The sequence below is a fragment of the Roseinatronobacter bogoriensis DSM 18756 genome, from assembly GCF_004366635.1.
Taxonomy (GTDB): domain Bacteria; phylum Pseudomonadota; class Alphaproteobacteria; order Rhodobacterales; family Rhodobacteraceae; genus Roseinatronobacter; species Roseinatronobacter bogoriensis.
The window spans coordinates 635,893-657,874 of sequence record NZ_SORN01000001.1; the positions used below are offsets into that span (position 1 = coordinate 635,893).

Sequence of the window (21,982 nt, forward strand, 5' to 3'; positions counted from 1 at the left end):
TCCGATGGGTGTGGTTGCTGATCTTGGGCGTCCGCCCGAAATCCCGCAAGAGGCGTTGGCAGATATGCAAGCGCTTCTTGCCTCGGGGCGGTTGCACCGTTACGCTGAAAACCCCTTGCACCCCACACCCGTTGCCCAACTGGAACGCGCCTTTGCCGCGTTGATCGGGCGTGCCTATGCGGTGGCGCTGAATTCCTGCGGCTCTGCCATGTTCATGGCGCTGAAAGCGGCCGGGGTCCGCCCCGGCGATCCGGTCCTGATGAACGCCTTCACACTTGGGCCAGTGCCCGGCGCAGTGGACCATATCGGCGCGCGCCCTGTGCTGGTCGAGATTACCGAAGACCTGACCATTGATCTGGACGACCTGCGCGCCAAGGCGCGCAGCAGTGGCGCGCGGCATTTGTTGCTGTCGCATATGCGCGGGCATATCTGCGACATGAACGCGCTGGCCGCGTTCTGCACCGCGGAAGGAATAGCATTGATCGAGGATTGCGCCCATACGCTGGGTGCATTCTGGGCGGGGCGGCCCACGGGCAGTTTTGGCCTTGCGGGGTGTTTCAGTTTCCAGTCAGCCAAGCATATCAACACCGGCGAAGGCGGTATTCTGGTCACCGATGACCCTGATCTGGCCGCACAGGCCATTCTGCATTCGGGCAGCTACATGCTCTATACGCAAAACGGCACTGTGCCCCCGGCTGAGGTCATGGACCATTGGAAAACCCGCTGCGCGAATTACAGCTTGCGCATGTCCAATCTTGTGGCAGCGCTTGCCCTGCCGCAATTGCCCCTGGTCCCCGCGCGGGTTGCGGACTGGAATGCCAGCCATGACCGTATCGCCGCGCGACTGGCCGCGCATCAGGCGTTTGCCTTGCCCCGGCGGCCACAGGCCGAAGCCTATGCGCAAAGCTCGTTGCAGTTTCGCTTGCCGGGGGCCGATGGTGCCCAGATGGCGCGGTTTGTGGCGGCGTCGCGGGGCGCCGGGGTCATGGTCAAATGGTTTGGCACCGAACTGCCCGAAGGCTACACCTCATCGCCGCCGCATTGGATCGGGGCAGATGCCAGCCTTGTGCCGCGCGCCTGTGCCATTCAGGCAACGCTATGTGACATCCGCATTCCCCTTGGGCTGAGCGCGCACGACTGCGACAATATCGCCGACACGTTGTTAAAGGCCGCATCGGCACTGGATATGGAAGGAACCCCGCATGGGCGCGCTTGATCATCTGTTCGATCTGACAGGGCGCAAGGCGCTGGTTACAGGGGGAAATTCCGGGATCGGTATGGCGATGGCGCGGGCGCTGGGGATGCAGGGTGCCAGCCTGCATCTGGCCGCGCGCGACAGCGCCAAGCTGGATGCGGCCTGCCAGCAGCTTGCGCAGGACGGGTTGACCGCGCGCGCCCACCCCACCGATCTGACCGATCCGGCCGCGCTGGAACGTCTGGCCAACGACACGGGCGGCGTGGATATTCTGGTCAATGCGGCAGGCGTCAATCTGCGCCAGCCATATGCGGAAGTCACGGCAGACGCGTTCGATCTGCATATGGCGCTGCATCTGCGCGCGCCGTTTCTGCTGCTGCAACATCTCGCACCGGGCATGACCGCGCGGGGCTGGGGCCGGGTGCTGAACTTGGCATCCTTGCAATCCAGCCGCGCGTTTCCCAATTCCGCCCCCTATGGCGCGGCCAAGGGCGGGATTGTGCAACTGACCCGCGCTATGGCGCAGGAGTTTTCGGGGCAGGGGATCACCTGCAATGCCATCGCGCCGGGGTTCTTTCCAACGCCGCTGACGGCACCTGTATTCAATGACCCGGACCTTGCCGCGGCCAATGCCGCGCGCACGGCGATCGGGCGCAATGGCGCGCTGGAAGACCTGCATGGCGCGACGGTGTTCCTGTGCTCGGACGCGGCGGGCTATATCACAGGCCAGACCCTGTTTGTTGATGGCGGATTTACCGCGAAATGAGGGATACCATGCGCGCGCTTGTCTATACCGGCCCCAACCAGATGATCGTCACCGACCAGCCCCGCCCCGAACCGGGGGAGGGGGAGGTGCTGGTCGCCGTTCATGCCGTGGGCATTTGCGGGTCAGACATGCATGCCTATCACGGCCATGACGACCGCCGCCCTGCGCCGCTGGTGCTGGGGCATGAAGCGGCAGGGCTAATCGCATCCGGCCCGCGCAAGGGCGCGCGTGTGGCGATCAACCCGCTGGTGGTGGACCCGGATTGCCCGGCAGCCCTTGCCGGGCGCCCGCATCTGTCCCCGACCCGTGCGATCATCTCCATGCCGCCGCGCCCTGGGGCCTTTGCCGAATATGTCACCATTCCCGAACGCAACCTGCTGAACGTGCCCGACAGCCTAAGCCTGCGCGATGCGGCATTGAGCGAGCCTGTCGCGGTGTCATGGCACGCCATGCGCATCGGCTTGGAGCGGTTGGGCCAGCCAGCCCCCCGCGTTCTGGTGCAAGGGGGCGGGGCCATCGGGGTGGCGGCCGCGCTGATTGCCCGCCATATGGGGGCTGCCAGCATTCATCTGGCCGAACCCCATGCCGGACGGCGCGCCATGCTTGAGGGCGAGGACGGGATCGAAACCTTTGACCCGCTGGCCCATGATCCGGGCGAAAGCGCCTTTGATCTTGTGATCGACGCTGTGGGCGCTGTTGCCACGCGGCAGGCCGCATCGCGGATGGTGCGCCCCGGTGGTGTGATCGTGCATGTTGGCTTGCTACCAGGGCAGGAAGGCTATGACATTCGCCGGATCACGCTTCAGGAAATCACCATCACAGGCAGTTATTGCTATACGCCGGATGATTTTGCTGCGGCACTGAATGCCTTGGCGCAAGGGGCATTGGGTCGGCTAGCCTGGGTCGAGGCGCGCGCATTGGAGCAAGGACCGCAAGCCTTTGCCGATCTCGATTCAGGGCGTGTGGATGCGGCAAAGATCGTGCTGGAGGTGCGATAGCGCTGCTGAACGATGTGGCTGCTTTGCAGGATCAGCCTGTCGCTCTGCCGCGCGGAATCAAGGCCGAAGGCCGCCGCGCATCGCCGGGCCGCCCCCTCGGCACGGCGATTTGGCTACCTCCAGCGCTTAGATTTGATTTTGCGAGGGTTTGGCCAGCATAAAGCGCTACAGGTTTCAGGGATGATCGCCGCGCCGCGGCCCGACGCTGCACGGCTTGTCGCAATAACCCACCTTCCGCAACGCCTCACCCAGCCTCACACCCCCGTTTCATATTGCAGGCTCTGGGTATTGACCCATGACACGCGCAGTTCGATCGGCGCGCCGCCATAATCCAGCGCCACCCGGCGGATATGCAGCAGTGGCGCGCCCTCTGCCACGCCAAGTTCGCGCGCGCATTCGCCCTTTGCCTGCACGGCGCGCAGCGCTTCCTGCGCACGATGCACAGTTGCGCCCATGTCCAGCTGATACAACTGATACAACGTATTGGGAAGGATTTCGGGCTGTGTTTCCAAAGCGCTGAAACGCGCGGCATCAAGCAGGATATGCTCATAGAGAATCGGCGCGCCCTCTGCCTCGCGCACGCGGGTGATGCAGACCAGTTCCGCCCCGTCTGCCAGCCCCAATGCGGCTGTATCTTCAGCGCTGCCCCGAACCCGCGCACGTGACAAAACCCGGCTTTCAGGGCGCAAGGTGCTGCCATCGGGCCTGCGAAGGTTGAAAAACCGAAACAGCACCGCATCGCTGTCATGGCTGGCCACGACCGTGCCCTTGCCCTGACGGCGCACAACGACCCCTTCGGCTGCCATGTCCAAAAGCGCCTTGCGCAGCGTGCCCACAGCCACGCCATATTCTTCGGCCAGACGGGTTTCAGGGGGCAGATAGGTGCCGGGCGACCATTCGCCCGCGTCGATCCGCGCCATCATCAGATCGCGCAACTGGCGGTGCAAGGGCTGCGCCACAGGGCGCGGGGCGTGTTCACTGTTCGACATGGGCAGGCTTCCTTTTTGTGCCTAAACCGGCTGACATCTGCATTGACAATGCTTTATCATATAAACTATATAGTTTTCAAGAAAACTCGATGGCTTTGGAACTGGACGGGCTGAATGGATACTGTGAAGATCACGCCGCAAGACGCAACCTCGCTGGTGATCGCGGCCTTTGCCGCATCGGGAATGCCCGAAAACCTCGCCCGCCCTGCTGCGCAAGCGCTTGTGCTGGCCGAGCAGGAGGGGCTTCCTTCGCATGGTCTGGCGCGTGTTCCGTTCTATGCGGCGCAAATGCAGGCGGGCAAGGTGAAGGCCAGCGCGGCACCCCAAGTCACCCGCGACGGCGCCGTGATCCGCGTTGATGCGCAATACGGGCTTGCCTTTGCCGCGATCGAGGCAGGCGCACAGGCCGCGCGCAAAGTGGCGCGGGATCTGGGTGTTGCTGTCGTTTCCGTTACGCATTCGCATCATTTCGGTGTTGCCGGGCAGGCCGTTGAGCCTTTTGCCCGCGAGGGGTTGATTGCACTGGCGCTGGCGAATGCGCCAGCGGCTATGGCCCCCTGGGGCGGAAATCGCGCGCTATATGGCACCAACCCCATCGCCTTTGCGGCCCCGCGTGCAACCGGGGCGCCGCTGGTGATTGATCTGTCGCTCAGCCATGTGGCGCGCGGCAAGGTGATGCTGGCGCAAAAAGCTGGCAAGCCCATTCCCGAAGGCTGGGCCATAGATGCCGATGGCAACCCCACCACTGACGCAGATGCCGCAATGGCAGGCACGATGGTGCCATCGGGCGGGGCCAAGGGCGCGGCACTGGCGCTGATGGTCGAATTGCTGACCGCTGGTCTGGCGGGGGCGAATTTCGCATATGAGGCCAGCTCCCTGTTCGACGACAAGGGGCCAGCGCCTGATCTGGCGCATTTCATCCTTGTTCTGGACCCTGCGCGCTTCGCGCCGGGTTTCACCGACCGCGCCGAGGCGATGTTCGCCGCCATCGAGGCGCAGGACGGTGCGCGGCTGCCAGGCGCGCGCCGCATGGCCGAACGCGCTGCCCGCGAAAGTGAAATCGAGGTTGCAAAACCTTTGCACGAAACGCTGACGGCACTTGCCCGCGGCTGATGACTAACACTGACAATCAAGGAGAGAGGACCATGAAAGCAAATTCCCATCCGCAACTGCTTGTCCATGACAAGGCCGACAATGTCGGGGTCGTCGTGGTCGAAGGGCTGACCGCTGGCACGGATATGCTCTGTGTCTGCACCGAGGATAACTCTGATTTTCGCCTGACGGCGAAAGCCGATATTCCCATCGGACACAAGGTCGCGCTGAAAGACCTGAAAGCAGGGGACACCATCATCAAATATGGTGAAGACATCGGCAAGATGGTCGGTTCGGCAGAGGTCGGCGGCCATGTTCATACCCATAATCTGAAAACCAAGCGCTGGTAAGGGGGCAAATCATGGCTTTTGATTTCACACAAGAAACAGTCAAGGCATGGCGTCGCGAGAATGGCCGTGTCGGCGTGCGCAACCATGTGCTGATCCTGCCGGTGGATGACATTTCCAACGCGGCTTGCGAAGCGGTGGCCAATAACGTCAAGGGCACGATGGCAATTCCACACGCCTATGGCCGCTTGCAGTTCGGCGAAGATCTGGACCTGCATTTCCGCACCATCATCGGCACCGGCGCAAACCCGAATGTGGCCGCTGTGATCGTGATCGGGATTGAACCGGAATGGACCAAGATCATCGTTGATGGCATTGCCAAGACCGGCAAGCCCGTCGAAGGGTTCTGGATCGAACAGAATGGTGACTTCGAGACGATCCGCAAGGCGTCGTGGAAGGCCAAGGAATATGTCCATTGGGCAACCGAGTTGCAAAAGGAAGACTGCCCGCTGACCGATCTGTGGGTGTCCACCAAATGCGGCGAATCCGACACCACCACCGGCCTGTCCTCCTGCCCGACTGTGGGCAACATGTATGACAAGCTGTTGCCGCATGGCCTGTATGGCGTGTTTGGCGAAACTTCGGAAATCACCGGTGCCGAGCATATCTGTGTCAAGCGTGCTGCTAGCCCGGAAGTCGGCGAGAAGTTCATGAAAACATGGCAGTCCTATCAGGACGATGTGATTGAACAGTTCAAGACATCGGACCTGTCTGACAGCCAGCCCACCAAGGGCAATATCCTTGGCGGTCTGACCACGATCGAGGAAAAGGCGCTGGGCAATCTGGAAAAGATTGGCCGCACCAGCACCTATATCGACGTGCTGGAACCCGCAGAGGCCCCGGCCAAAGGCAATGGTCTGTACTACATGGACACGTCTTCGGCGGCGGCAGAATGCGTCACGCTGATGGCGGCAGCGGGCTATGTGATCCACACCTTCCCGACAGGTCAGGGCAATGTGGTCGGCAACCCGATTGTTCCGGTCATCAAGATTTCGGGCAACCCGCGCACGCTGCGCACCATGTCCGAACATATTGATGTCGATGTGACCGGTGTTCTGCGCCGCGACATGACCATTGACCAGGCCGGCGATGCACTGATCGAGATGATCAAGCGCACGGCAAATGGCCGCTTCACAGCAGCCGAGGCGCTGGGCCACCGCGAGTTCTCGATGACGAAACTCTATCGTTCGGCCTGATCTGGCTGACCTTGGAAAAAAAGGGGGCGGGCGCTTCGCCCGCCCTTTGACTTGTGCTAGAGGACCGCATGTCTGCACTTACCCGTCTGCGCGCCTGGGGCGCACCGCTTCTGCCCGGTGTCATGCTGTCTGCAACGATCGCGGCTGCTGCGGCCTTTCTGGGCGCGCATTACGGCGCGCCGGTGATGCTGTTTGCGCTGCTTCTGGGCATGGCGTTCAATTTCCTGCACGAAGATGGGCCGTGTCGCGCAGGCGTTGAATTCGCCTCGAAATTCATTTTGCGGCTGGGTGTCGGCCTGTTGGGCATCCGGATCGTGTTCGATGATCTGGCCGAGATCGGATTTCAGGGCGCGGGGCTTTTGATCGGGCTGATCGCGCTGACAATTGGCACAGGTTTTCTGGCAGCACCGCTGTTTCGCCGCCAGTGGCGGTTTGCACTGCTGACGGGGGGCGCGGTTGCAATCTGCGGGGCTTCTGCCGCGCTGGCAATTGCAGCGGTCATCCCCGCCAATGACAAGACCGAACGCAACACGCTGTTCACGGTAATGGCGGTCACGGCATTATCCACCATTGCAATGGTGGTCTATCCGCTGCTGTTTCAGGGGCTTGGCTTCAGTGAAATACAGCAGGGCTTCCTGATTGGCGCAACCATTCATGATGTCGCGCAGGTTGTGGGCGCGGGTTTTTCCGTGTCGGACAGTGCGGGCGAGATTGCAACCATCACCAAGCTGTTTCGCGTGGCCATGCTGCCTGTGGTGCTGATTGCCATTGTGCTGGTGCTGCGCGTGGCAGGGCCGGGGGCCGGACAGGGCAAGATCCCGCTTCTGCCGTGGTTCATGGTGTTGTTTCTGGCGCTGGTGGCTTTGGGCAGCACGTTTGAATTGCCCGGCGCGCTTGTGGCGCAGGTTGACACGCTGTCGCGGGCCTTTCTGATCACGGCGATTGCGGCGCTGGGGGTGAAAACCTCGCTCAAGGCGCTGACGGCAGTGGGCGGCGGGCATCTGGCGATTGTGGTCATTGAAACGCTGGTGCTGCTGGTGCTGGCCTCAGCGGCGCTTTATTTCCTTGCCATCGTCTGAGTGGGCTGACCTTGCCTATGGCTGCGTCAGATTGACCGCTCGGCAGCCGACAGCGCCCTTCTGTATTTGAAAGCGCTGGCCTATGCGTTAGCTCCGCGATGAGAGGGGCTTTGCAAGGCGGAGAGATGGCGCAAGACAGCCGCAATCATTGGGATGTGCTTGTCATCGGGTCAGGCATGGCGGGGGTCAGTTGTGCGCAGGCCCTGTCCGGCGCAGGGCAGTCGGTTCTGCTGCTCGACAAAGGCCGCGGGATTGGCGGGCGCATTGCCACAAGGCGCGTCACCCTGCCGGTGGGCGAGGTCAGCTTCGATCATGGCGCGCAGTATGTCAGCGCACGGGACGATGAGTTTGCCAAACGGCTGGAACAGGCCGGGGCCGTGCTCTGGCAAGACGGCGCGCCCAAGCGCCATCTGGTCGGAACACCGGGAATGAGTGCGCTGGTGCGCGCTTTGGCACAGGGGCTGGAGATACGCCAGTCCTGCGAAGTTTCAGCACTACAGCGGACCAGCCAAGGCTGGACGGCAACGACCCCGATGGGGAACATCCATGCGCGGCAGGTGGTCGTGACAATTCCTGCCCCCCAGATCGAACGCCTTCTGGGCGCAGATCATCCGCTTTCTGTGGCAGTTGCGGGCATCCAGATGCAGCCATGCCTGACACTGATGGCCGCATTCAGCCCCGACAGCCCCCGCCCTGTCCTGCACCGTTATGACCCCACCCATCCGCTGGCATGGATCGCGCAGAACAGCGCCAAACCCGCGCGTGGGGATGCGGCTGTCACATGGGTTGCGCAGGCCGGGCCAGACTGGTCCGCGACCTATCTGGAAGGGGCACCCGACCTGATCGCAGGGCAGATGCTGCCGCTGCTATGTGATGTCATCGGCACGGATCGGGACGCAGCGCTCCATGTCAGCGCCCATCGCTGGCGCTATGCCCGCGCGGCACAGCCTTTGGGCCAGCCTTTTCTCCGCAGCGCGGATCGCAGTCTGTATCTGGGGGGCGATTGGTGCCTTGGCACGCGGGTCGAGGACGCCTGGACAAGTGGTCGCGCAATTGCGCGCGATATCGCGGGGGGCGCAGATGTGGGATGATCCGCGCGTTGCGGGACTGCTGCGCCTGTTGCGCGCCGCAATGCAGCCGCCACCGGGGGCAGGGCGCATCGCACTGGCGCTGGTGCTTGGGCTAAGCACGCATATCATCTTTGCGCTGGCTGTGCTGGCAATGATCGTGGCGATGTTTTTCGGCCTGAGCGAGAGCTTCGGCACTGTACCGCAGCCCTATGCATGGGCCGCAAATATTGCACTGATCATTCAATTCCCGCTGGCGCATTCGCTCTTTCTGACGGCAAAGGGCAGCCGCGTGCTGGCGCGGCTGGTGCCCGGCCCATATGGCGCGACTTTGGCAACCACCACCTATGCGTTGATCGCATCTTTGCAATTACTGGCGCTTTTCACCCTCTGGACCCCTTCGGGCATTGTGTGGTGGCGCGCCGAGGGGGCAAAGTTCTGGGTGGTCTGCACGGCCTATGCGGCATCATGGCTGATCTTGCTGAAAGCCAGCTTTGATGCGGGCGCAGAGGTGCAGTCCGGTGCGCTGGGCTGGATGTCATTGATGGGCCGGATCGCGCCGCGCTTTCCCGATATGCCCACGCGAGGGTTGTTTCGCATCATCCGCCAGCCGATCTATGTGGCTTTCGCGCTCACGCTCTGGACTGTGCCAGTCTGGACACCGGACCAATTGCTTCTGGCTGTCAGCTACACGGCCTATTGCCTTCTGGCCCCGCGCCTGAAAGAGCGCCGCTTTGCCGCGCGATATGGCGCAGGTTTTGCCCAGTACCGCGCCCGCACCCCTTATGCAGTTCCAAGGATAACGACACATGACCCGCAATGACCTGACGATCTATGACAAGGTGGCCGATCAATGGTGGTCGGATGATATTCGCTGGGTCCGCACACTGAAAGCGATGGTGCCGGGGCGACTGTCATGGTTTGATCGCCAGATCGACTGGGCAGGCAAGCGGGTGCTGGATCTGGGCTGCGCAGGCGGCTTCATGGCTGAGGCACTGGCCGCACGCGGCGCGCAGGTCACCGGCATTGACCCCGCCGCACAGGCAATCGAAGCCGCACGCGCCCATGCCACGGAAATGGCGCTTGATATCCGCTACGATGTGGGCATCGGCGAGGCGCTGCCCTATGAGCCGGGCAGTTTCGATGCCGTGGTCTGCGTTGACGTGTTGGAACATGTGCAAGACCTGCCTCGTGTGATGGCAGAAGTCGCGCGTGTGCTGGTGCCGGGCGGGTTGTTCCTGTTTGACACGATCAACCGCAATCCGCTGGCGCGTCTGGTCACGATCACCATGGCTGAAGATGTGCTGCGCATTTTGCCCAAGGGCACGCATGACCCTGAAATGTTCATCACACCGGCAGAGTTGCGCGCGGCCCTGAGGGCTGCCGGGCTGGCGCCGGGGCGCTTTACCGGGTTGGGGCCGCGCGGCATGTCCCTGCGCGGTGATCTGAAATTTGGGCGATTGCCGTTGACATCAGTCATCTATATGGGCAGCGCGCAAAAACTGTCGCATCCCGGTTCCTAGTCTTCGCCACCTGACGAGAGGGTCCCGCGCCACACGCGATGCCTTTGCGAGAGGCGGCTATGCGGGACATTGTGGAAATCAGTTGCGCGGAGTCGAGGCCGAAGGCCGCCGCGCATCGCCGGGCCGCCCCCACGGCACGGCGATTTGGCTGCCACAACCGCAATGATCTGATCTCGCAGGGGCTTGGTCAGCATAAAGTGCTACAGATTCAACCGTGGATCGCCGCACCGCGGCCCGGCGATGCGCAGCGGCGCTTTGCGCCTTGATTCCGCGCAGTTCAAAGACCGCAACGCCCTCCAAGCAGTCATGGGGTGTCTTCTTTCAGGCAGCAAACACCAGATCGCGCCACACTGGTCGGAGAAATGTAGCACCGCCGCGTGCTTGTGTCTGATTGCATTCAAACCTACCCGCTTGACCCGTGCTGCGATACTGGTATGAAGATTTTGTAAAATCTTCATACACCGGAAAATGGAACACGCTCATGCACAAAATCGCAAGTCTCGCCGCAGCTTTCTGCATCATGGCACCAGCTTTGCACGCCGATAGCCTGACGCTATTTGCTTCGGGCGAGGATTTGGCGACTGCCGGTTTCACTGCGCCAAAGCTGACGCGCGATGGCTGGGAACTGGAGTTTTCGCGCATTCTGGTCAATTTCGATCAGATAACAGCATGGCAATCAAACCCGCCCTTCATGGCGGACGGGCCTGAAATCTCGGGCGATGCGCTGGTTTTTTCCGGCCCGGTAATCGTTGACCTTATCGATGCCGATGAAGATGACCGCGTGGAACTGGCCACAATGCCAGCAGCGCCGGGCCATTATAACGCGCTGTCATGGGCGCTTGTGCCGGCAGCAAGCGGTGAAATCGAAGGCTATTCTCTGGTCCTCGAAGGGGTCGCGCGCAAGGAGGGGCAGGAGGTGGACTTCACCCTGCGCAGTGCGGATGCAGTCATGCACGCCTGCGGTGAATATCTGGGCGATACCCGCAAGGGTTTCGTGACCGAAGACAGTGCGGGCGATCTGGAGATGACCTTCCATCTTGACCATCTGTTCGGACGCGCCGACAAGGGGGCAGAAGATGAAACGAATGTCGCAGCACTTGGCTTTGACAGGTTTGCCACGGGTGGGGTTCATGATTTCTCGTTTGGTGATCTGCATGTGGGACATGTTGGCGAAGGCCATTGCTATGTCAGTTCGATGTAAATCTGCGCTGTTGCTGGGTCTGGCGCTGGTGGTCACTGCGCCGCCAGCGGCCCTGTCTCATGCCGCAATCATGGAGGCAGAGGTCACGCAGGCCATTCGCCTGCATGCCTTCTATGAAACCGGCGAGCCGATGTCGCAGGCACAGGTGTTCATCTATGCCCCCGATGACCCCGCGCAGGTCTGGGGGCAGGGCATTGCAGATATGCAGGGGCGCTACGAGTTCATCCCCGATGCCATTGCAGGCCGCTGGTCGGTTCAGGTCCGTCAGGCGGGGCATGGTGTGATGGCGCATCTGGACATCGGCGCGGATGCGCCAGTAATGACCATCTCATCCACGCCGGACACATGGGCGCAGCGCGCGCTGATGGTGGCGCTGGTGGCTTGGGGCGCGCTGGGCACAGCACTTTTCGCGCGCAGCCGCAAAGGGAAACAAGATGCATCTGCCTGATGGGCTGATGCCAGTGGAAATGGCGCTGGCGGGCTATGCCGGGTCCGGTTTGCTGGCAACAATTTCCCTGTCGCGCATCAAACGCCTGCCGGACCCTTCTTCAGTGGTCCCGCGCGCAGCCATGCTGACAACGGTTTTCTTTGCCGCCTCGCTGGTGGCAATCCCTGTGCCGCCGACGACAGTCCATCTGATGCTGGCCGGGCTGCTGGGGGTGATGCTGGGCTGGTTTGCGATCCCGGCAATTCTGGTGGGGCTGTTCTTGCAGGCGGTTCTATTTGGTCATGGCGGCCTGACGACGCTTGGCCTCAATGGCCTGATCCTTGGGCTGCCCGCCCTGCTGGCCTTTGGTCTGTGGCGCAGCGCTGGGCGGCGCTGGCCGGATCTGGTCGCGCTCTGCGCCGGAAGCGGTGCTGTGGTCCTGGCGCTGGTGATTTTCGCGGCGCTTGTGCTGGCAGGGATGCCTGCTGCGCTGGATGCCCGCGCCGAGCAGGCAGCGCTGTGGGTGTTCATGCTGGCACATCTGCCGCTTGTTCTGGCCGAGGGGCTTATTGTTCTGGTCGTGTTGCGGGTGCTGCGCCGCACAGCGCCGCAGTTGTTGCCGCATGGCTGATCCCGCATGCAGCCCCATCCTGCTATCGGCCCGCGCGCGCCTTGTCGTGGCCTTTGTGCTGGCCTTTGGTTTCGCGTCTGTGCAATCGCTGGTCATGGTGCCGGTCCTTGTTGCGATTGGGGCAGCGGGCTTGCTGGCATCGGGCATGATCCGGCATAATCTGGCGCGGCTGCGCGGCGCGGCGCTGTTGGCGGCGGGTTTTCTGCTGATCCTGCCGCTGATCTCGGGGCAGACAGAATTGGCAAGCCTTGGCCCGGTCACCCTGTATCTGGAAGGGGCACAGGCCGGGGCGCTGATTGCCGGGCGGTTGCTGGCCATCGTCGCGCTGACTCTGGCCCTGTTGTCACCTGTGTCCCCCTTTGATCTGGTGGCGGGCATGCGCGCGCTGGGTGTTCCGTCCTTGATGGCAGATCTCGCATTTCTGACCTTGCGTTACATGCAAGAGATAGCGGGCCAACTGTCCCGTGGGCAATTGGCGCGCCGGTTGCGCGGTGGGAAAACGGGCTGGCGGGCTGTGCCTGATCATGCTTTTCTGGTGGCAAGCAGTCTGATCCGGGCGCAGTTGCGGTCCGAACAGCTTTGGGCGGCGATGCGCCTGCGCGGCTATAACGCCGGGCTGAACGCACCGGTTGCGCCGCTTGGGCCGCTGGACTGGGCCTGCATATCGGGCGCGTCGGTGTTGGCGGTTGCCCTTTTCTGGCTGGATCGCAGCCTATGACCCTGTTGGCCTTGTCACGCGTAGCGGTCGGCTGGCCAGGGCAGGAGTCAGTCCTTTCCGATGTGACCTTTTCGTTGGCGCGCGGCGCACGTGTTGGTGTCGTGGGTCCGAACGGGTCGGGCAAGACCAGCCTGTTTCATACCATTGCAGGCATTCTTGCGCCACAGGACGGCACGGTGTGCCTGTCCGGCCAGTTGTTGCGCAAAGGACAATTCCTGCCCGAAGTGGCCCTTGTGTTTCAGCAAGCCGATGATCAGCTTTTCTGCCCGACCTTGGGGGAAGATGTCGCCTTTGGCGCGCGCAACCTTGGCCTGTCCGAGCAGGAGGTCGCGCTTCGGGTTGCCAATGCGCTGCACGCCTGCGGGCTGACCGGGCTGGAGGGGCGCCCCGTCTATCAACTGTCCGGCGGTGAAAAGCGCCGCGCTTGCATTGCGGGTGCGCTGGTCATGCAGCCCAGCCTGCTGCTGCTGGACGAACCTTCCGCCGCGCTGGACCTGCGCAGCCGTCGCCGTTTGATCAACCTTCTTGCAGGGATGGATCAGGCAATGCTGATTGCAAGCCATGATCTGGAATTGGTGCTGGAACTGTGCGCGCGGGTGATCGTGCTGGATGAGGGGCGCATCTGCGCTGACGGTCCGACGCGCGATGTGTTGGGCGATGCCGCGCTGATGGCTGCACATGGGCAAGAGGTGCCCCATTCCCTGACGCCACACGACACGGCCCGCCATAAGCACAGGCAGCAAACAAGGCGCTGATCTGTGGCCTGCTTTGCGGCATAACCGCCGTGTCTTTCGCAGACGCTTGAATACAGCACCAAGCGCAGGCTCAAGGCGCAAAGCGCCGCCGCGCATCGCCGGGCCGCCCCCACGGCACGGCGATTGGGCTGCCACCAGCGCATAGATTGGATCTTTCGCGGATTTGGCCAGCATAATGCGCTACAGATTGAATGGCGCATCGCCGCACCGAGGCCCGACGCTGCGCGGGGCCTTTGGTCTTGTGATTCCGCGCTGGTCAAACTCCGCAAAGCCCCAAGTCCCTGCCGCTGATACCTGAATGATACTGTCCCTGCTGCCTGCACGCCCGGACCTGAACAGGTGTCACGCTGTTTTCGCCTTGCTCCTGCCGCGCGGGACGCCTAAGCCATGTTCCATGCGGATTCTGTTTCTGGGCGATGTGATGGGGCGGGCAGGGCGTGCGGCAGTGGCGGCATACCTGCCGATCCTGCGTGCTGCATGGCGGCTGGAATTTGTGGTCGTCAATGGCGAGAATGCAACCGGCGGCATGGGCCTTTCGCCCGATCATGCAAAAGCGCTGCTGGAGGCTGGCGCCGATTGCATCACGCTGGGCGATCACGCTTTTGACCAACGCCCAATGCGCGAATTCATCGCAACCGAACCACGTGTATTGCGGCCCCTGAATTTCGCCAAATCCGGTGCGCCCGGCCTTGGCGCGCGCGTCTATGATGCGCCCGGCGGGCGGCGCGTGCTGGTCGCGCAGGCATTGGGGCAGGTGTTCATGAAGCAGCCCTATTCCGACCCTTTCTCGGCAATTGATCCGGTTCTGCGCGCACATCCGCGCGGCGGTATGGTGCAGGCCGCGATCGTGGATATGCATTGCGAAGCCACATCCGAGAAATACGCCATGGGCCATTGGTGCGACGGCCGCGCCAGCCTTGTGGTGGGCACGCATACGCATATTCCAACGGCGGATGCGCAAATTCTGGGTGGTGGCACCGGGTTTCAGGCCGATGCGGGCATGTGCGGCGACTATGACAGTGTCATCGGGATGCACAAGGATGAACCTATGCGCCGTTTCATCACGGGCATGTCGCGGGCGCGGTTTGAACCTGCCGTGGGCGCAGCCACCGTGTCTGGCACTTATATCGAAACGGATGACCGCAGCGGCGAGACTACGCGCATCGAGATGGTGCGCCTTGGCGGGCGGTTGCCGCAGGCAGGGCCTGCGCCAGTAGATCTGCCAGCCAGTTTTCCCAATGCACAACCCTGACACACCCTTGCGCCTTGGGATTGCGCTGGCCGCGCTGGTGGGGATCGGGGCGCTGTGGGGGCTTGGCGCGCCCTTGGTGCGTTTTGCCCGACTGGACGGGCTGGGCACGTTTTCGGTTGTGTTCTGGCAAAGCGCTGTCGGGCTAATGATGCTTAGCATCTTGCAACTCTTGCGCGGGCGCTCCGCGCTTCCGCGCGACCCGGCGTCATTGCTGCTCTATGCCGTGGTCGGGCTGCTGGGCATTGTGCTGCCGCATCTGGCGGGGTTCTGGGCGCTAGGCCATATTCCTGCGGGCGTACACGCGCTGCTGACCTCGCTTGTGCCAATGTTCGCACTTGCACTGGCGCTTGGATTGCGGATCGAACGGTTTCGCCCGTTGCGCGCGCTTGGGCTGGGGCTTGGGGCTGCGGCGGTCGCATTGTTGGTGCTGCCAGAGCGCAGCCTTCCGCCTTCGGTTCCGGTCGGCTTTGTGTTCATCTCGGCCCTGGCACCGTTGTGCTATGCGATTGAAAGTGCATTTGTCGCGCATATGTCACGCGCGCAGGCCGGGGCGTTGCAGGCCTTGCTGGGCGGGTCTGTGGTGGCGCTGCTGTTCATGGGGCCTCTCACCCTTGCGGCGGGGCAACCGATCATACCTGCACAGGCCAATCCGGCCTTGCTGGCGGTGATCGTCTCGGGCGCTTCCAGCGCCTTTGCCTATGCCGGATATGTCGCGCTGCTGCGCCGCGCAGGCAGTGTTTTCGCCACACAGGTGGCCTATCTGGTGACCGCTTGGGCAATGCTGTGGTCAGTACTGCTTCTGGGCGAACGGCATGGCTCCTGGGTCTGGCTGGCACTGCTGCTGATGTTCGCGGGCCTGTTTCTTGTGCAACCCCGCCCCAGACTTGCCCCAACCGTGCCGCCAGGTGTCTAGGGCGCACTTGCATCTGATACAGAATATGCCAAACACATGTTTCATACGCCAATTTCGGGCGCATCAGGGACGGAGGCACAGTCATGTTCGGGATTGAACTTGGCGGGACCACGCAGGCAATCGTCGCCTTGCTGATTGTGGTCGGTATGTTCATTGCCTTCCTGCGCGAGGCCTATCCGGTTGAGGTGACAGCCATTGGTGGGGCGATCTGCATGCTGGTCTTGGGTATTGTGCCCAAGGATGCCGCACTTGCCGCCTTCTCAAATCCTGCCCCCTGGACCATTGCCGCCCTGTTCATAATCGTCGGGGCGCTGGTGCGCACGGGGACGCTGGACTGGATCACCCAGTCAGCCGTGCGCAATGTCGAGAAACACCCGACCCTGACCCTGATTACGCTGACCCTGACCGTGCTGGCAATGTCGGCTTTTGTGAACAACACCCCCATTGTCGTGGTCATGATCCCGGTATTCATCAAACTGGCCAAGACGCTGGGCACCTCCGCCTCCAAGGTTCTGATTCCGCTCAGCTATCTTTCGATCATGGGGGGCACGCTTACGTTGCTGGGTACATCGACCAACCTGCTTGTCGATGGTGTGGCGCGTGCGAACGGGCTGGCCCCCTTTACTGTGTTCGAGATTACGAAAGTTGGCATCATCATGGCCGGGGCGGGCGTGCTGTATCTGGCCCTGATCGGCCGCCACCTGCTGCCAGAGCGCAAATCCATGAGTGATCTGCTATCTGATCGGTCGCGCACAAAGTTCTTTACCGAAGTTGCCATACCCGAAGGGTCGCGGCTGATCGGATTGAAGCTGGCAGATGTCGATATCTTCAAGCGCGAAGGCGCGCGCGTGATTGATGTTCTGCGCGGCGATGCGTCGCTGCGCTGGGGGCCGATGACCGATATCGAGTTGCAGGCAGGCGACCGTGTGGTTCTGCGCACCCAGATTTCCGAAGTCCTGGGGCTGAAGAAAAACCCCGATGTGACCCAGTTCAACACGCAAGAAGCCGAAGACCCCGACCTGATCGGCCCGCAACGCGATGTGGATCGCCTGTCTTCGGTTGAGACGACGACCGTCGAGGTGCTCATCTCGCCGGATTCGCGCATGGTGGGGCGGCGACTGGGCGGGATGCGGTTGCGCAGGCGCTATGGCGTCTACCCGCTGGCGGTACATCGCCGCAATCAGAATATCGGCACGAATATCGAGAATCTGGTGGTGCGCGTGGGCGATACCCTGCTGCTCGAAGGCGCGCCCGAAGATATCGGGCGGCTGGCACAGGACATGAATCTGGCCGATATCACCAAGCCGACAGAGCGCGCCTACAGGCGCAAACATGCCCCGATCGTGATTGCAGTGCTTGCGGCGATTGTGAGCCTCTCCGCACTCGGCGTCGCGCCGATTGCACCCATGGCGTTTCTGGGGGTGGCCATCGTTCTGCTGACCCGCTGCATTGATGCGGATGAGGCGTTCAGCTTCATCGACGGGCGGCTATTGGCTTTGATCTTTGCCATGCTCAGTGTCGGGGCAGGGCTGGAAGCATCCGGCGCGGTGCAACTGATTGTGGGCAGTGCCTCTCCCATGCTGACCAATCTGCCGCCATTTCTGTTGATTCTGTGCATTTACATGCTGACACTGACACTTACCGAATTGGTGACCAATAACGCAGTGGCCGTGGTGCTCACCCCGATTGTCATCAGCCTTGGTCTGGCACTCGGGATCGACCCTCGCCCGCTGGTGGTCACAGTGATGCTGGGTGCATCAGCCGCATTTGCCACACCAATCGGCTATCAGACCAACACCTTGGTTTATGGGCCGGGCGGGTATAAATTCACGGATTTCTTGCGCGTGGGGCTGCCGATGCATTTGGTCATGGCCCCCACAGCCGCGTTTTTCATTCCCATCTTCTGGCCGCTCTGATCTGCCTGCACCCCGCGCGGGGCTACCGGGATCAGCGGCCAACCGCTGTCAGAGGTCGCGGATAATGCGCGTGGGTGTGATGGGTGCGCTGAGTGTCTTTGGAAGGTTCAGGCTTGCCACCTGTTCTGCGATCGGCTTGACAGAGAGTGGATGCGTTGCGCTGCTATGGCTGCTGGGGTCGCCCAGATCACGCCATGCGCCGTCATGGTAGATTTCAAGCGCCGAAAACTTGGCCTTGTAATCCATCTTCGGGCTGCCGGGCACCCAGTAACCCAAATAAACGTAAGGCAGGCCAACTTTCCGCGCCAACGCGATCTGATCCAGAATCATGTAGCTGCCCAGCGACAGGGCCGAATGGTCCGGGTCGAAAAAGGAATAGACAAGGCTCAACCCGTCATCAAGCACATCACTCAGGCAGACCGCACGCAACTGGCGTCGGCCAGTCTCGTCCTGCGCGATATATTCCAGAACGCGGGTGCGCACCGGTGTTTCCTCGACCATTGCGGCGAATTCGAACACATCCATATCGGCCATACCACCATCAGCATGGCGCGAGTCCAGATAGCGGCGGAACAGGTCATACTGGTCTTCGGTGGCCCATGCGCTGGTCACATAGCGCTGCATCGCGCTATTGCGCTTCAGCACCCGGCGCTGCGAGCGCGAGGGCTGAAAGTCGGCCACACGAATACGCGCCGACAGGCACGCGCAACAATCCGCGCAAGAGGGGCGGTACAGCACGTTTTGCGACCGGCGAAACCCCTGCTTGGACAAGGTGTCATTCATCGCCTCGGCCTGTTCGCCTTGCAGGGCGGTGAACAGCTTACGCTCCATCCGCCCGTCAAGATACGGGCATGGCTGGGGGGCAGTCACATAGAACTGCGGGATCGTCGGCAAGCTATGGCGCATCAAACAGGTCTCAAATCATTTTTTATAGGTGCAGATTAGCAAGGGTTTCGGCTTTCGCCAAGTGCCCTGACAGGGGCATCCGGCAGTTCTTAATCGGGGGCGATGCGGTGCAACATCGTGGTGCCCAGAACCATATCATGCAGCCCCTGTCGGTAAGGTGTCAGCAGGATCATCACAATAGAGGCGATTTGCAACGGAAACACCGTCCAAAGCCCGGTATGCATGGCGGCGTAGATAAAGGCGGTCACAGGGTCAGGCGCGCGCCCGTCAAGGCCGCGCCATTTCAGGGCGGTGACCATCATGCCCAGGGTCGCCCCGTAACGCGCCAGCATAAGCGTGCGGTAGCCGATCGAGACTGCGCCGAACAGCACAGGCAGAAAGAACACACTGACAAAAAGCGTCAGCACCAGCCCCGCGAGTGTCAGGGCAAGGGTCACAACCACATCAATCCCCCAGGCCAAGGCCCGCTTGAGCGGGACATCACCGTAGAATTCAGGCTGTAATTCTGGGTCGGGCAGGCTCATTCGACAAAATCCGCAATTTTTGCATCAGCAAGCGAGATAAGCATTGCTGGCGCAATTGCAAACACATGACGCGGCGTCCCCGCTGCGGCCCAGACCTGCCCGAAATCCAGCAAGCGCGGGTCAATCCAGCAGGGCGACGGGGTCAGGTGCCCGACAGGGGACACCCCGCCAATGGCAAAACCTGTGGTCGCCCGCACAAGGTTGGCATCTGCGCGTCCCAACCCTTCGCCCGCCAGCGCGGACGCCTTCTCAGCGCAGATGCGGTTGCCGCCCGCCGTCAGAAACAGCCGGATCGCGCCGGACTCCTGCCCGCAGAAGATGATGGATTTCACGATCTGGTCAATCTCGCAGCCGCAGGCCGCTGCCGCAAGCTCCGCTGTGCGCGCATCACCCGCTTCCATGATCGTGTCGGGCAGGCCCGCGTCTTGCAAAACGCGGGCCACACGTTTCAGGGATTTGCTCACACCCTCAGTCCAGACTGTCCAGCACCTCGCCCAGCGTGCCGATCAACTGGTCGATATGCGCCTTCTCAATAATCAGCGGTGGCGACATGGCGATGATATCGCCGGTCGTGCGGATCAGAATGCCCTTCTCATAGGCTTTCAGAAAGGCAGAGAACGCGCGCTGCGTGGGTGCACCGGCAATCGGTTCCAACTCCACCGCGCCGATCAGCCCCATATTGCGAATGTCGATGACATGGCGGCGGTCTTTCAGCGAATGCACGGCCTCTTCCCAATAGGGCGCGATTTCGGCGCAGCGCTCGAACAGCGCATCTTCGCGGTAGGTTTCCAGTGTCGCAAGGGCGGCGGCGGATGCGATCGGGTTGCCCGAATAGGTATAGCCGTGAAACAGCTCGATCAGATGCTCCGGCCCTTGCATGAAGGCGTCATGAATCGCGCCCGTGGTCAAAACCGCGCCCATTGGAATCACGCCATTGGTCAGCCCCTTGGCGCAGGTGATCATATCGGGCATCACATCGAAATGCTGCGCCCCAAAGGCGCTGCCAAGGCGGCCAAAACCGGTGATGACCTCGTCAAAGATCAGCAAGATACCGTGTTTTGCCGTTATCTCGCGCAGGCGTTGCAGATAGCCTTTTGGCGGGATCAGCACACCGGTTGACCCGGCGACAGGTTCCACAATCACGGCGGCAATCGTGTCCGCGCCATGTAGCGCGACGATGCGTTCCAGATCATCGGCCAGATGCGCGCCATGTTCCGGCTGGCCCTTGGTCCACTGGTTTTCCGGGATATGGGTATGCGGCAGATGGTCGACACCTGCCAGCATCGCGCCGAAATGACGGCGGTTATTGACAATGCCCCCCACGGAAATGCCGCCAAAATTCACCCCGTGATAACCACGTTCGCGCCCGATCAGGCGGGTGCGCGCACTGTCGCCCCGCGCACGGTGGTAAGCGATGGCGATTTTCAGGGCAGTCTCGACCGATTCTGACCCGGAATTGGTGAAAAACGCATGATCAATCCCATCAGGGGCCAGATCAACCAGCCGGTTTGCCAGCTCGAACGCCTTGGGGTGACCCATCTGGAAGGCGGGCGCATAATCCAGTTCTGCCGCCTGTTTCTGGATCGCCTCGACAATGCGCGGGCGCTTGTGCCCTGCATTGCAGCACCACAGCCCAGCGGTGCCATCCAGCACCTGCCGCCCGTCCGAGGTGGTGTAGAACATCCCCTCCGCCTCGACCAGCATACGCGGGGCTTGCTTGAACTGGCGATTGGCCGTGAATGGCATCCAGAAGGCACGCAGATCATTCGGGGTTGGGCGGTCAAGGGCCATGATAACTTCTCCGGCTAGATTTGATCAAAAGACGCTATCATATTCGCGCCTCAAGGCAAGCACTCAGCGAAAAACCAGCACGGCGGAAAGTGCCAGCAAACCGGCCATCAGTCGCATGAAGATACGCCAGCGCGCAGGGGATTGCAGCAGACCCGTCAGCAACGCCCCGGCACTGGCCCAGAACAGGCAGACCCCCAGATTGACGCTGCTGAACGAAAGCCCCAGCCGCGCCGCCTCCCATGCCGGTGCAAGCCCCGCGCCATATCCGGCTGATGCGGCAAAAGCCACGGCCCAGACCTTGGGATTGATCCACTGGAACAGGGCACCCTGCCAAAGTGTCATGGGGTTGCCCACATCCTGCGCATCGGTGGTCGGGCGGCGGGTGGCGTTGAAATAGCCCCAAGCCATCCACAGAATCCATGCCGCGGCCAGCACTTGCAGCACCAGCCCCAAGGCGGGGTTGGCCAGCACAAGCGCCCCCACGCCCAGCGCCGTGACCCCTGCAATGACGCCAACACCCAGCACCACCCCGAAAAGATGCGGCAAGGTCCGCTGAAACCCGAACCGCGCACCCGAGGCCGTCAACATGATGACATTTGGCCCCGGAGAGAACAGGCCCAGAAACACAAAGCTGTAAAGCAGCGGATCAAACAGCACGATGGCCTCGCGATCATGGATAAAACAACAGACCCCGGC

General features: G+C 62.0%; 24 protein-coding genes. 18 read left to right on the forward strand and 6 right to left on the reverse strand.

What is annotated here, in order from left to right; all coding sequences use genetic code 11:
* The first annotated feature begins 4 nt into the window (after positions 1-4).
* From EV660_RS02855 to EV660_RS02865, 3 genes are read left to right on the forward strand one after another with little or no spacing between them, the layout of a single operon-like run.
* Positions 5-1,216 (forward strand): DegT/DnrJ/EryC1/StrS family aminotransferase, encoded by a 1,212-nt coding sequence (locus tag EV660_RS02855; protein ID WP_071481480.1) that lies wholly within the window; start codon positions 5-7, stop codon positions 1,214-1,216.
* Complete coding sequence (locus tag EV660_RS02860; RefSeq protein WP_071481479.1) at positions 1,203-1,961, forward strand: SDR family NAD(P)-dependent oxidoreductase; 759 nt, start codon at positions 1,203-1,205, stop codon at positions 1,959-1,961. The genes EV660_RS02855 and EV660_RS02860 overlap by 14 nt, the downstream gene beginning before the upstream one ends.
* Positions 1,962-1,969: 8 nt before the next feature.
* On the forward strand, positions 1,970-2,959 hold the full coding sequence (locus EV660_RS02865; protein WP_071481478.1) for a zinc-dependent alcohol dehydrogenase: 990 nt from the start codon (positions 1,970-1,972) through the stop codon (positions 2,957-2,959).
* 254 nt (positions 2,960-3,213) lie between these two features.
* Here the strand turns inward: EV660_RS02865 and EV660_RS02870 are convergent, their stop codons facing one another.
* Positions 3,214-3,948: a GntR family transcriptional regulator gene (locus tag EV660_RS02870; RefSeq protein WP_071481477.1), complete on the reverse strand. Its 735-nt coding sequence runs from the start codon at positions 3,946-3,948 to the stop codon at positions 3,214-3,216.
* 114 nt (positions 3,949-4,062) lie between these two features.
* On the opposite strand from EV660_RS02870, the gene EV660_RS02875 reads away from it, so the two are divergent.
* The 15 genes from EV660_RS02875 (at position 4,063) to EV660_RS02945 (ending at position 18,065) form a co-directional block, all read left to right on the forward strand.
* Positions 4,063-5,061 (forward strand): Ldh family oxidoreductase, encoded by a 999-nt coding sequence (locus EV660_RS02875; RefSeq protein ID WP_071481476.1) that lies wholly within the window; start codon positions 4,063-4,065, stop codon positions 5,059-5,061.
* A 32-nt stretch (positions 5,062-5,093) separates the two neighbouring features.
* Positions 5,094-5,390, forward strand: coding sequence for a UxaA family hydrolase (locus tag EV660_RS02880; RefSeq protein ID WP_071481475.1), 297 nt, complete (start codon positions 5,094-5,096; stop codon positions 5,388-5,390).
* 11 nt (positions 5,391-5,401) lie between these two features.
* Positions 5,402-6,583: a UxaA family hydrolase gene (locus EV660_RS02885; protein ID WP_071481474.1), complete on the forward strand. Its 1,182-nt coding sequence runs from the start codon at positions 5,402-5,404 to the stop codon at positions 6,581-6,583.
* 68 nt (positions 6,584-6,651) lie between these two features.
* The gene (locus EV660_RS02890) at positions 6,652-7,662 is read left to right on the forward strand and encodes a YeiH family protein (RefSeq protein WP_071481473.1); all 1,011 of its coding nucleotides are present in this window, start codon (positions 6,652-6,654) and stop codon (positions 7,660-7,662) included.
* A gap of 98 nt (positions 7,663-7,760) precedes the next feature.
* The gene (locus EV660_RS02895) at positions 7,761-8,753 is read left to right on the forward strand and encodes an NAD(P)/FAD-dependent oxidoreductase (protein WP_232727302.1); all 993 of its coding nucleotides are present in this window, start codon (positions 7,761-7,763) and stop codon (positions 8,751-8,753) included.
* Complete coding sequence (locus EV660_RS02900; protein WP_071481471.1) at positions 8,743-9,552, forward strand: methyltransferase family protein; 810 nt, start codon at positions 8,743-8,745, stop codon at positions 9,550-9,552. Before EV660_RS02895 ends, EV660_RS02900 begins: the two co-directional genes overlap by 11 nt.
* Entirely contained in the window at positions 9,539-10,252 is a 714-nt protein-coding gene (gene ubiG / locus EV660_RS02905; RefSeq protein ID WP_100319191.1) for a bifunctional 2-polyprenyl-6-hydroxyphenol methylase/3-demethylubiquinol 3-O-methyltransferase UbiG, read from the forward strand. The genes EV660_RS02900 and ubiG overlap by 14 nt, the downstream gene beginning before the upstream one ends.
* A gap of 481 nt (positions 10,253-10,733) precedes the next feature.
* The gene (locus EV660_RS02910; protein WP_071481470.1) at positions 10,734-11,453 is read left to right on the forward strand and encodes a hypothetical protein; all 720 of its coding nucleotides are present in this window, start codon (positions 10,734-10,736) and stop codon (positions 11,451-11,453) included.
* Positions 11,437-11,901: a hypothetical protein gene (locus tag EV660_RS02915; RefSeq protein ID WP_071481469.1), complete on the forward strand. Its 465-nt coding sequence runs from the start codon at positions 11,437-11,439 to the stop codon at positions 11,899-11,901. Before EV660_RS02910 ends, EV660_RS02915 begins: the two co-directional genes overlap by 17 nt.
* Positions 11,888-12,511 (forward strand): cobalt transporter CbiM, encoded by a 624-nt coding sequence (gene cbiM / locus EV660_RS02920; protein WP_071481468.1) that lies wholly within the window; start codon positions 11,888-11,890, stop codon positions 12,509-12,511. The genes EV660_RS02915 and cbiM overlap by 14 nt, the downstream gene beginning before the upstream one ends.
* A complete protein-coding gene (locus EV660_RS02925) occupies positions 12,504-13,229 on the forward strand; it encodes an energy-coupling factor transporter transmembrane component T family protein (RefSeq protein WP_071481467.1) in 726 nt (241 codons plus the stop codon). The genes cbiM and EV660_RS02925 overlap by 8 nt, the downstream gene beginning before the upstream one ends.
* Positions 13,226-13,984 carry an energy-coupling factor ABC transporter ATP-binding protein gene (locus tag EV660_RS02930; protein WP_071481466.1) on the forward strand — a complete coding sequence of 253 codons (759 nt, stop codon included), beginning with the start codon at positions 13,226-13,228 and terminating at the stop codon, positions 13,982-13,984. Before EV660_RS02925 ends, EV660_RS02930 begins: the two co-directional genes overlap by 4 nt.
* 394 nt (positions 13,985-14,378) lie before the next feature.
* On the forward strand, positions 14,379-15,236 hold the full coding sequence (locus EV660_RS02935) for a TIGR00282 family metallophosphoesterase (RefSeq protein ID WP_071481465.1): 858 nt from the start codon (positions 14,379-14,381) through the stop codon (positions 15,234-15,236).
* Positions 15,223-16,149 carry a DMT family transporter gene (locus EV660_RS02940; protein ID WP_071481464.1) on the forward strand — a complete coding sequence of 309 codons (927 nt, stop codon included), beginning with the start codon at positions 15,223-15,225 and terminating at the stop codon, positions 16,147-16,149. The genes EV660_RS02935 and EV660_RS02940 overlap by 14 nt, the downstream gene beginning before the upstream one ends.
* An 83-nt stretch (positions 16,150-16,232) precedes the next feature.
* Positions 16,233-18,065 (forward strand): SLC13 family permease, encoded by a 1,833-nt coding sequence (locus EV660_RS02945; protein WP_071481463.1) that lies wholly within the window; start codon positions 16,233-16,235, stop codon positions 18,063-18,065.
* Between the two features lie 48 nt (positions 18,066-18,113).
* On the opposite strand, the gene EV660_RS02950 is transcribed toward EV660_RS02945, so the two are convergent.
* The 5 genes from EV660_RS02950 to EV660_RS02970 form a co-directional block, all read right to left on the reverse strand.
* Complete coding sequence (locus EV660_RS02950; protein ID WP_071481462.1) at positions 18,114-18,971, reverse strand: arginyltransferase; 858 nt, start codon at positions 18,969-18,971, stop codon at positions 18,114-18,116.
* 89 nt (positions 18,972-19,060) lie between these two features.
* Positions 19,061-19,495, reverse strand: coding sequence for an RDD family protein (locus EV660_RS02955; protein ID WP_071481461.1), 435 nt, complete (start codon positions 19,493-19,495; stop codon positions 19,061-19,063).
* Complete coding sequence (locus EV660_RS02960; RefSeq protein ID WP_071481460.1) at positions 19,492-19,959, reverse strand: YbaK/EbsC family protein; 468 nt, start codon at positions 19,957-19,959, stop codon at positions 19,492-19,494. The genes EV660_RS02955 and EV660_RS02960 overlap by 4 nt, the downstream gene beginning before the upstream one ends.
* Positions 19,960-19,963: 4 nt before the next feature.
* Entirely contained in the window at positions 19,964-21,286 is a 1,323-nt protein-coding gene (gene aptA / locus EV660_RS02965) for an omega-aminotransferase AptA (protein ID WP_071481459.1), read from the reverse strand.
* Positions 21,287-21,349: 63 nt separating this feature from the next.
* Entirely contained in the window at positions 21,350-21,943 is a 594-nt protein-coding gene (locus EV660_RS02970; protein ID WP_071481458.1) for a LysE family translocator, read from the reverse strand.
* Between the last annotated feature and the right edge of the window lie 39 nt (positions 21,944-21,982).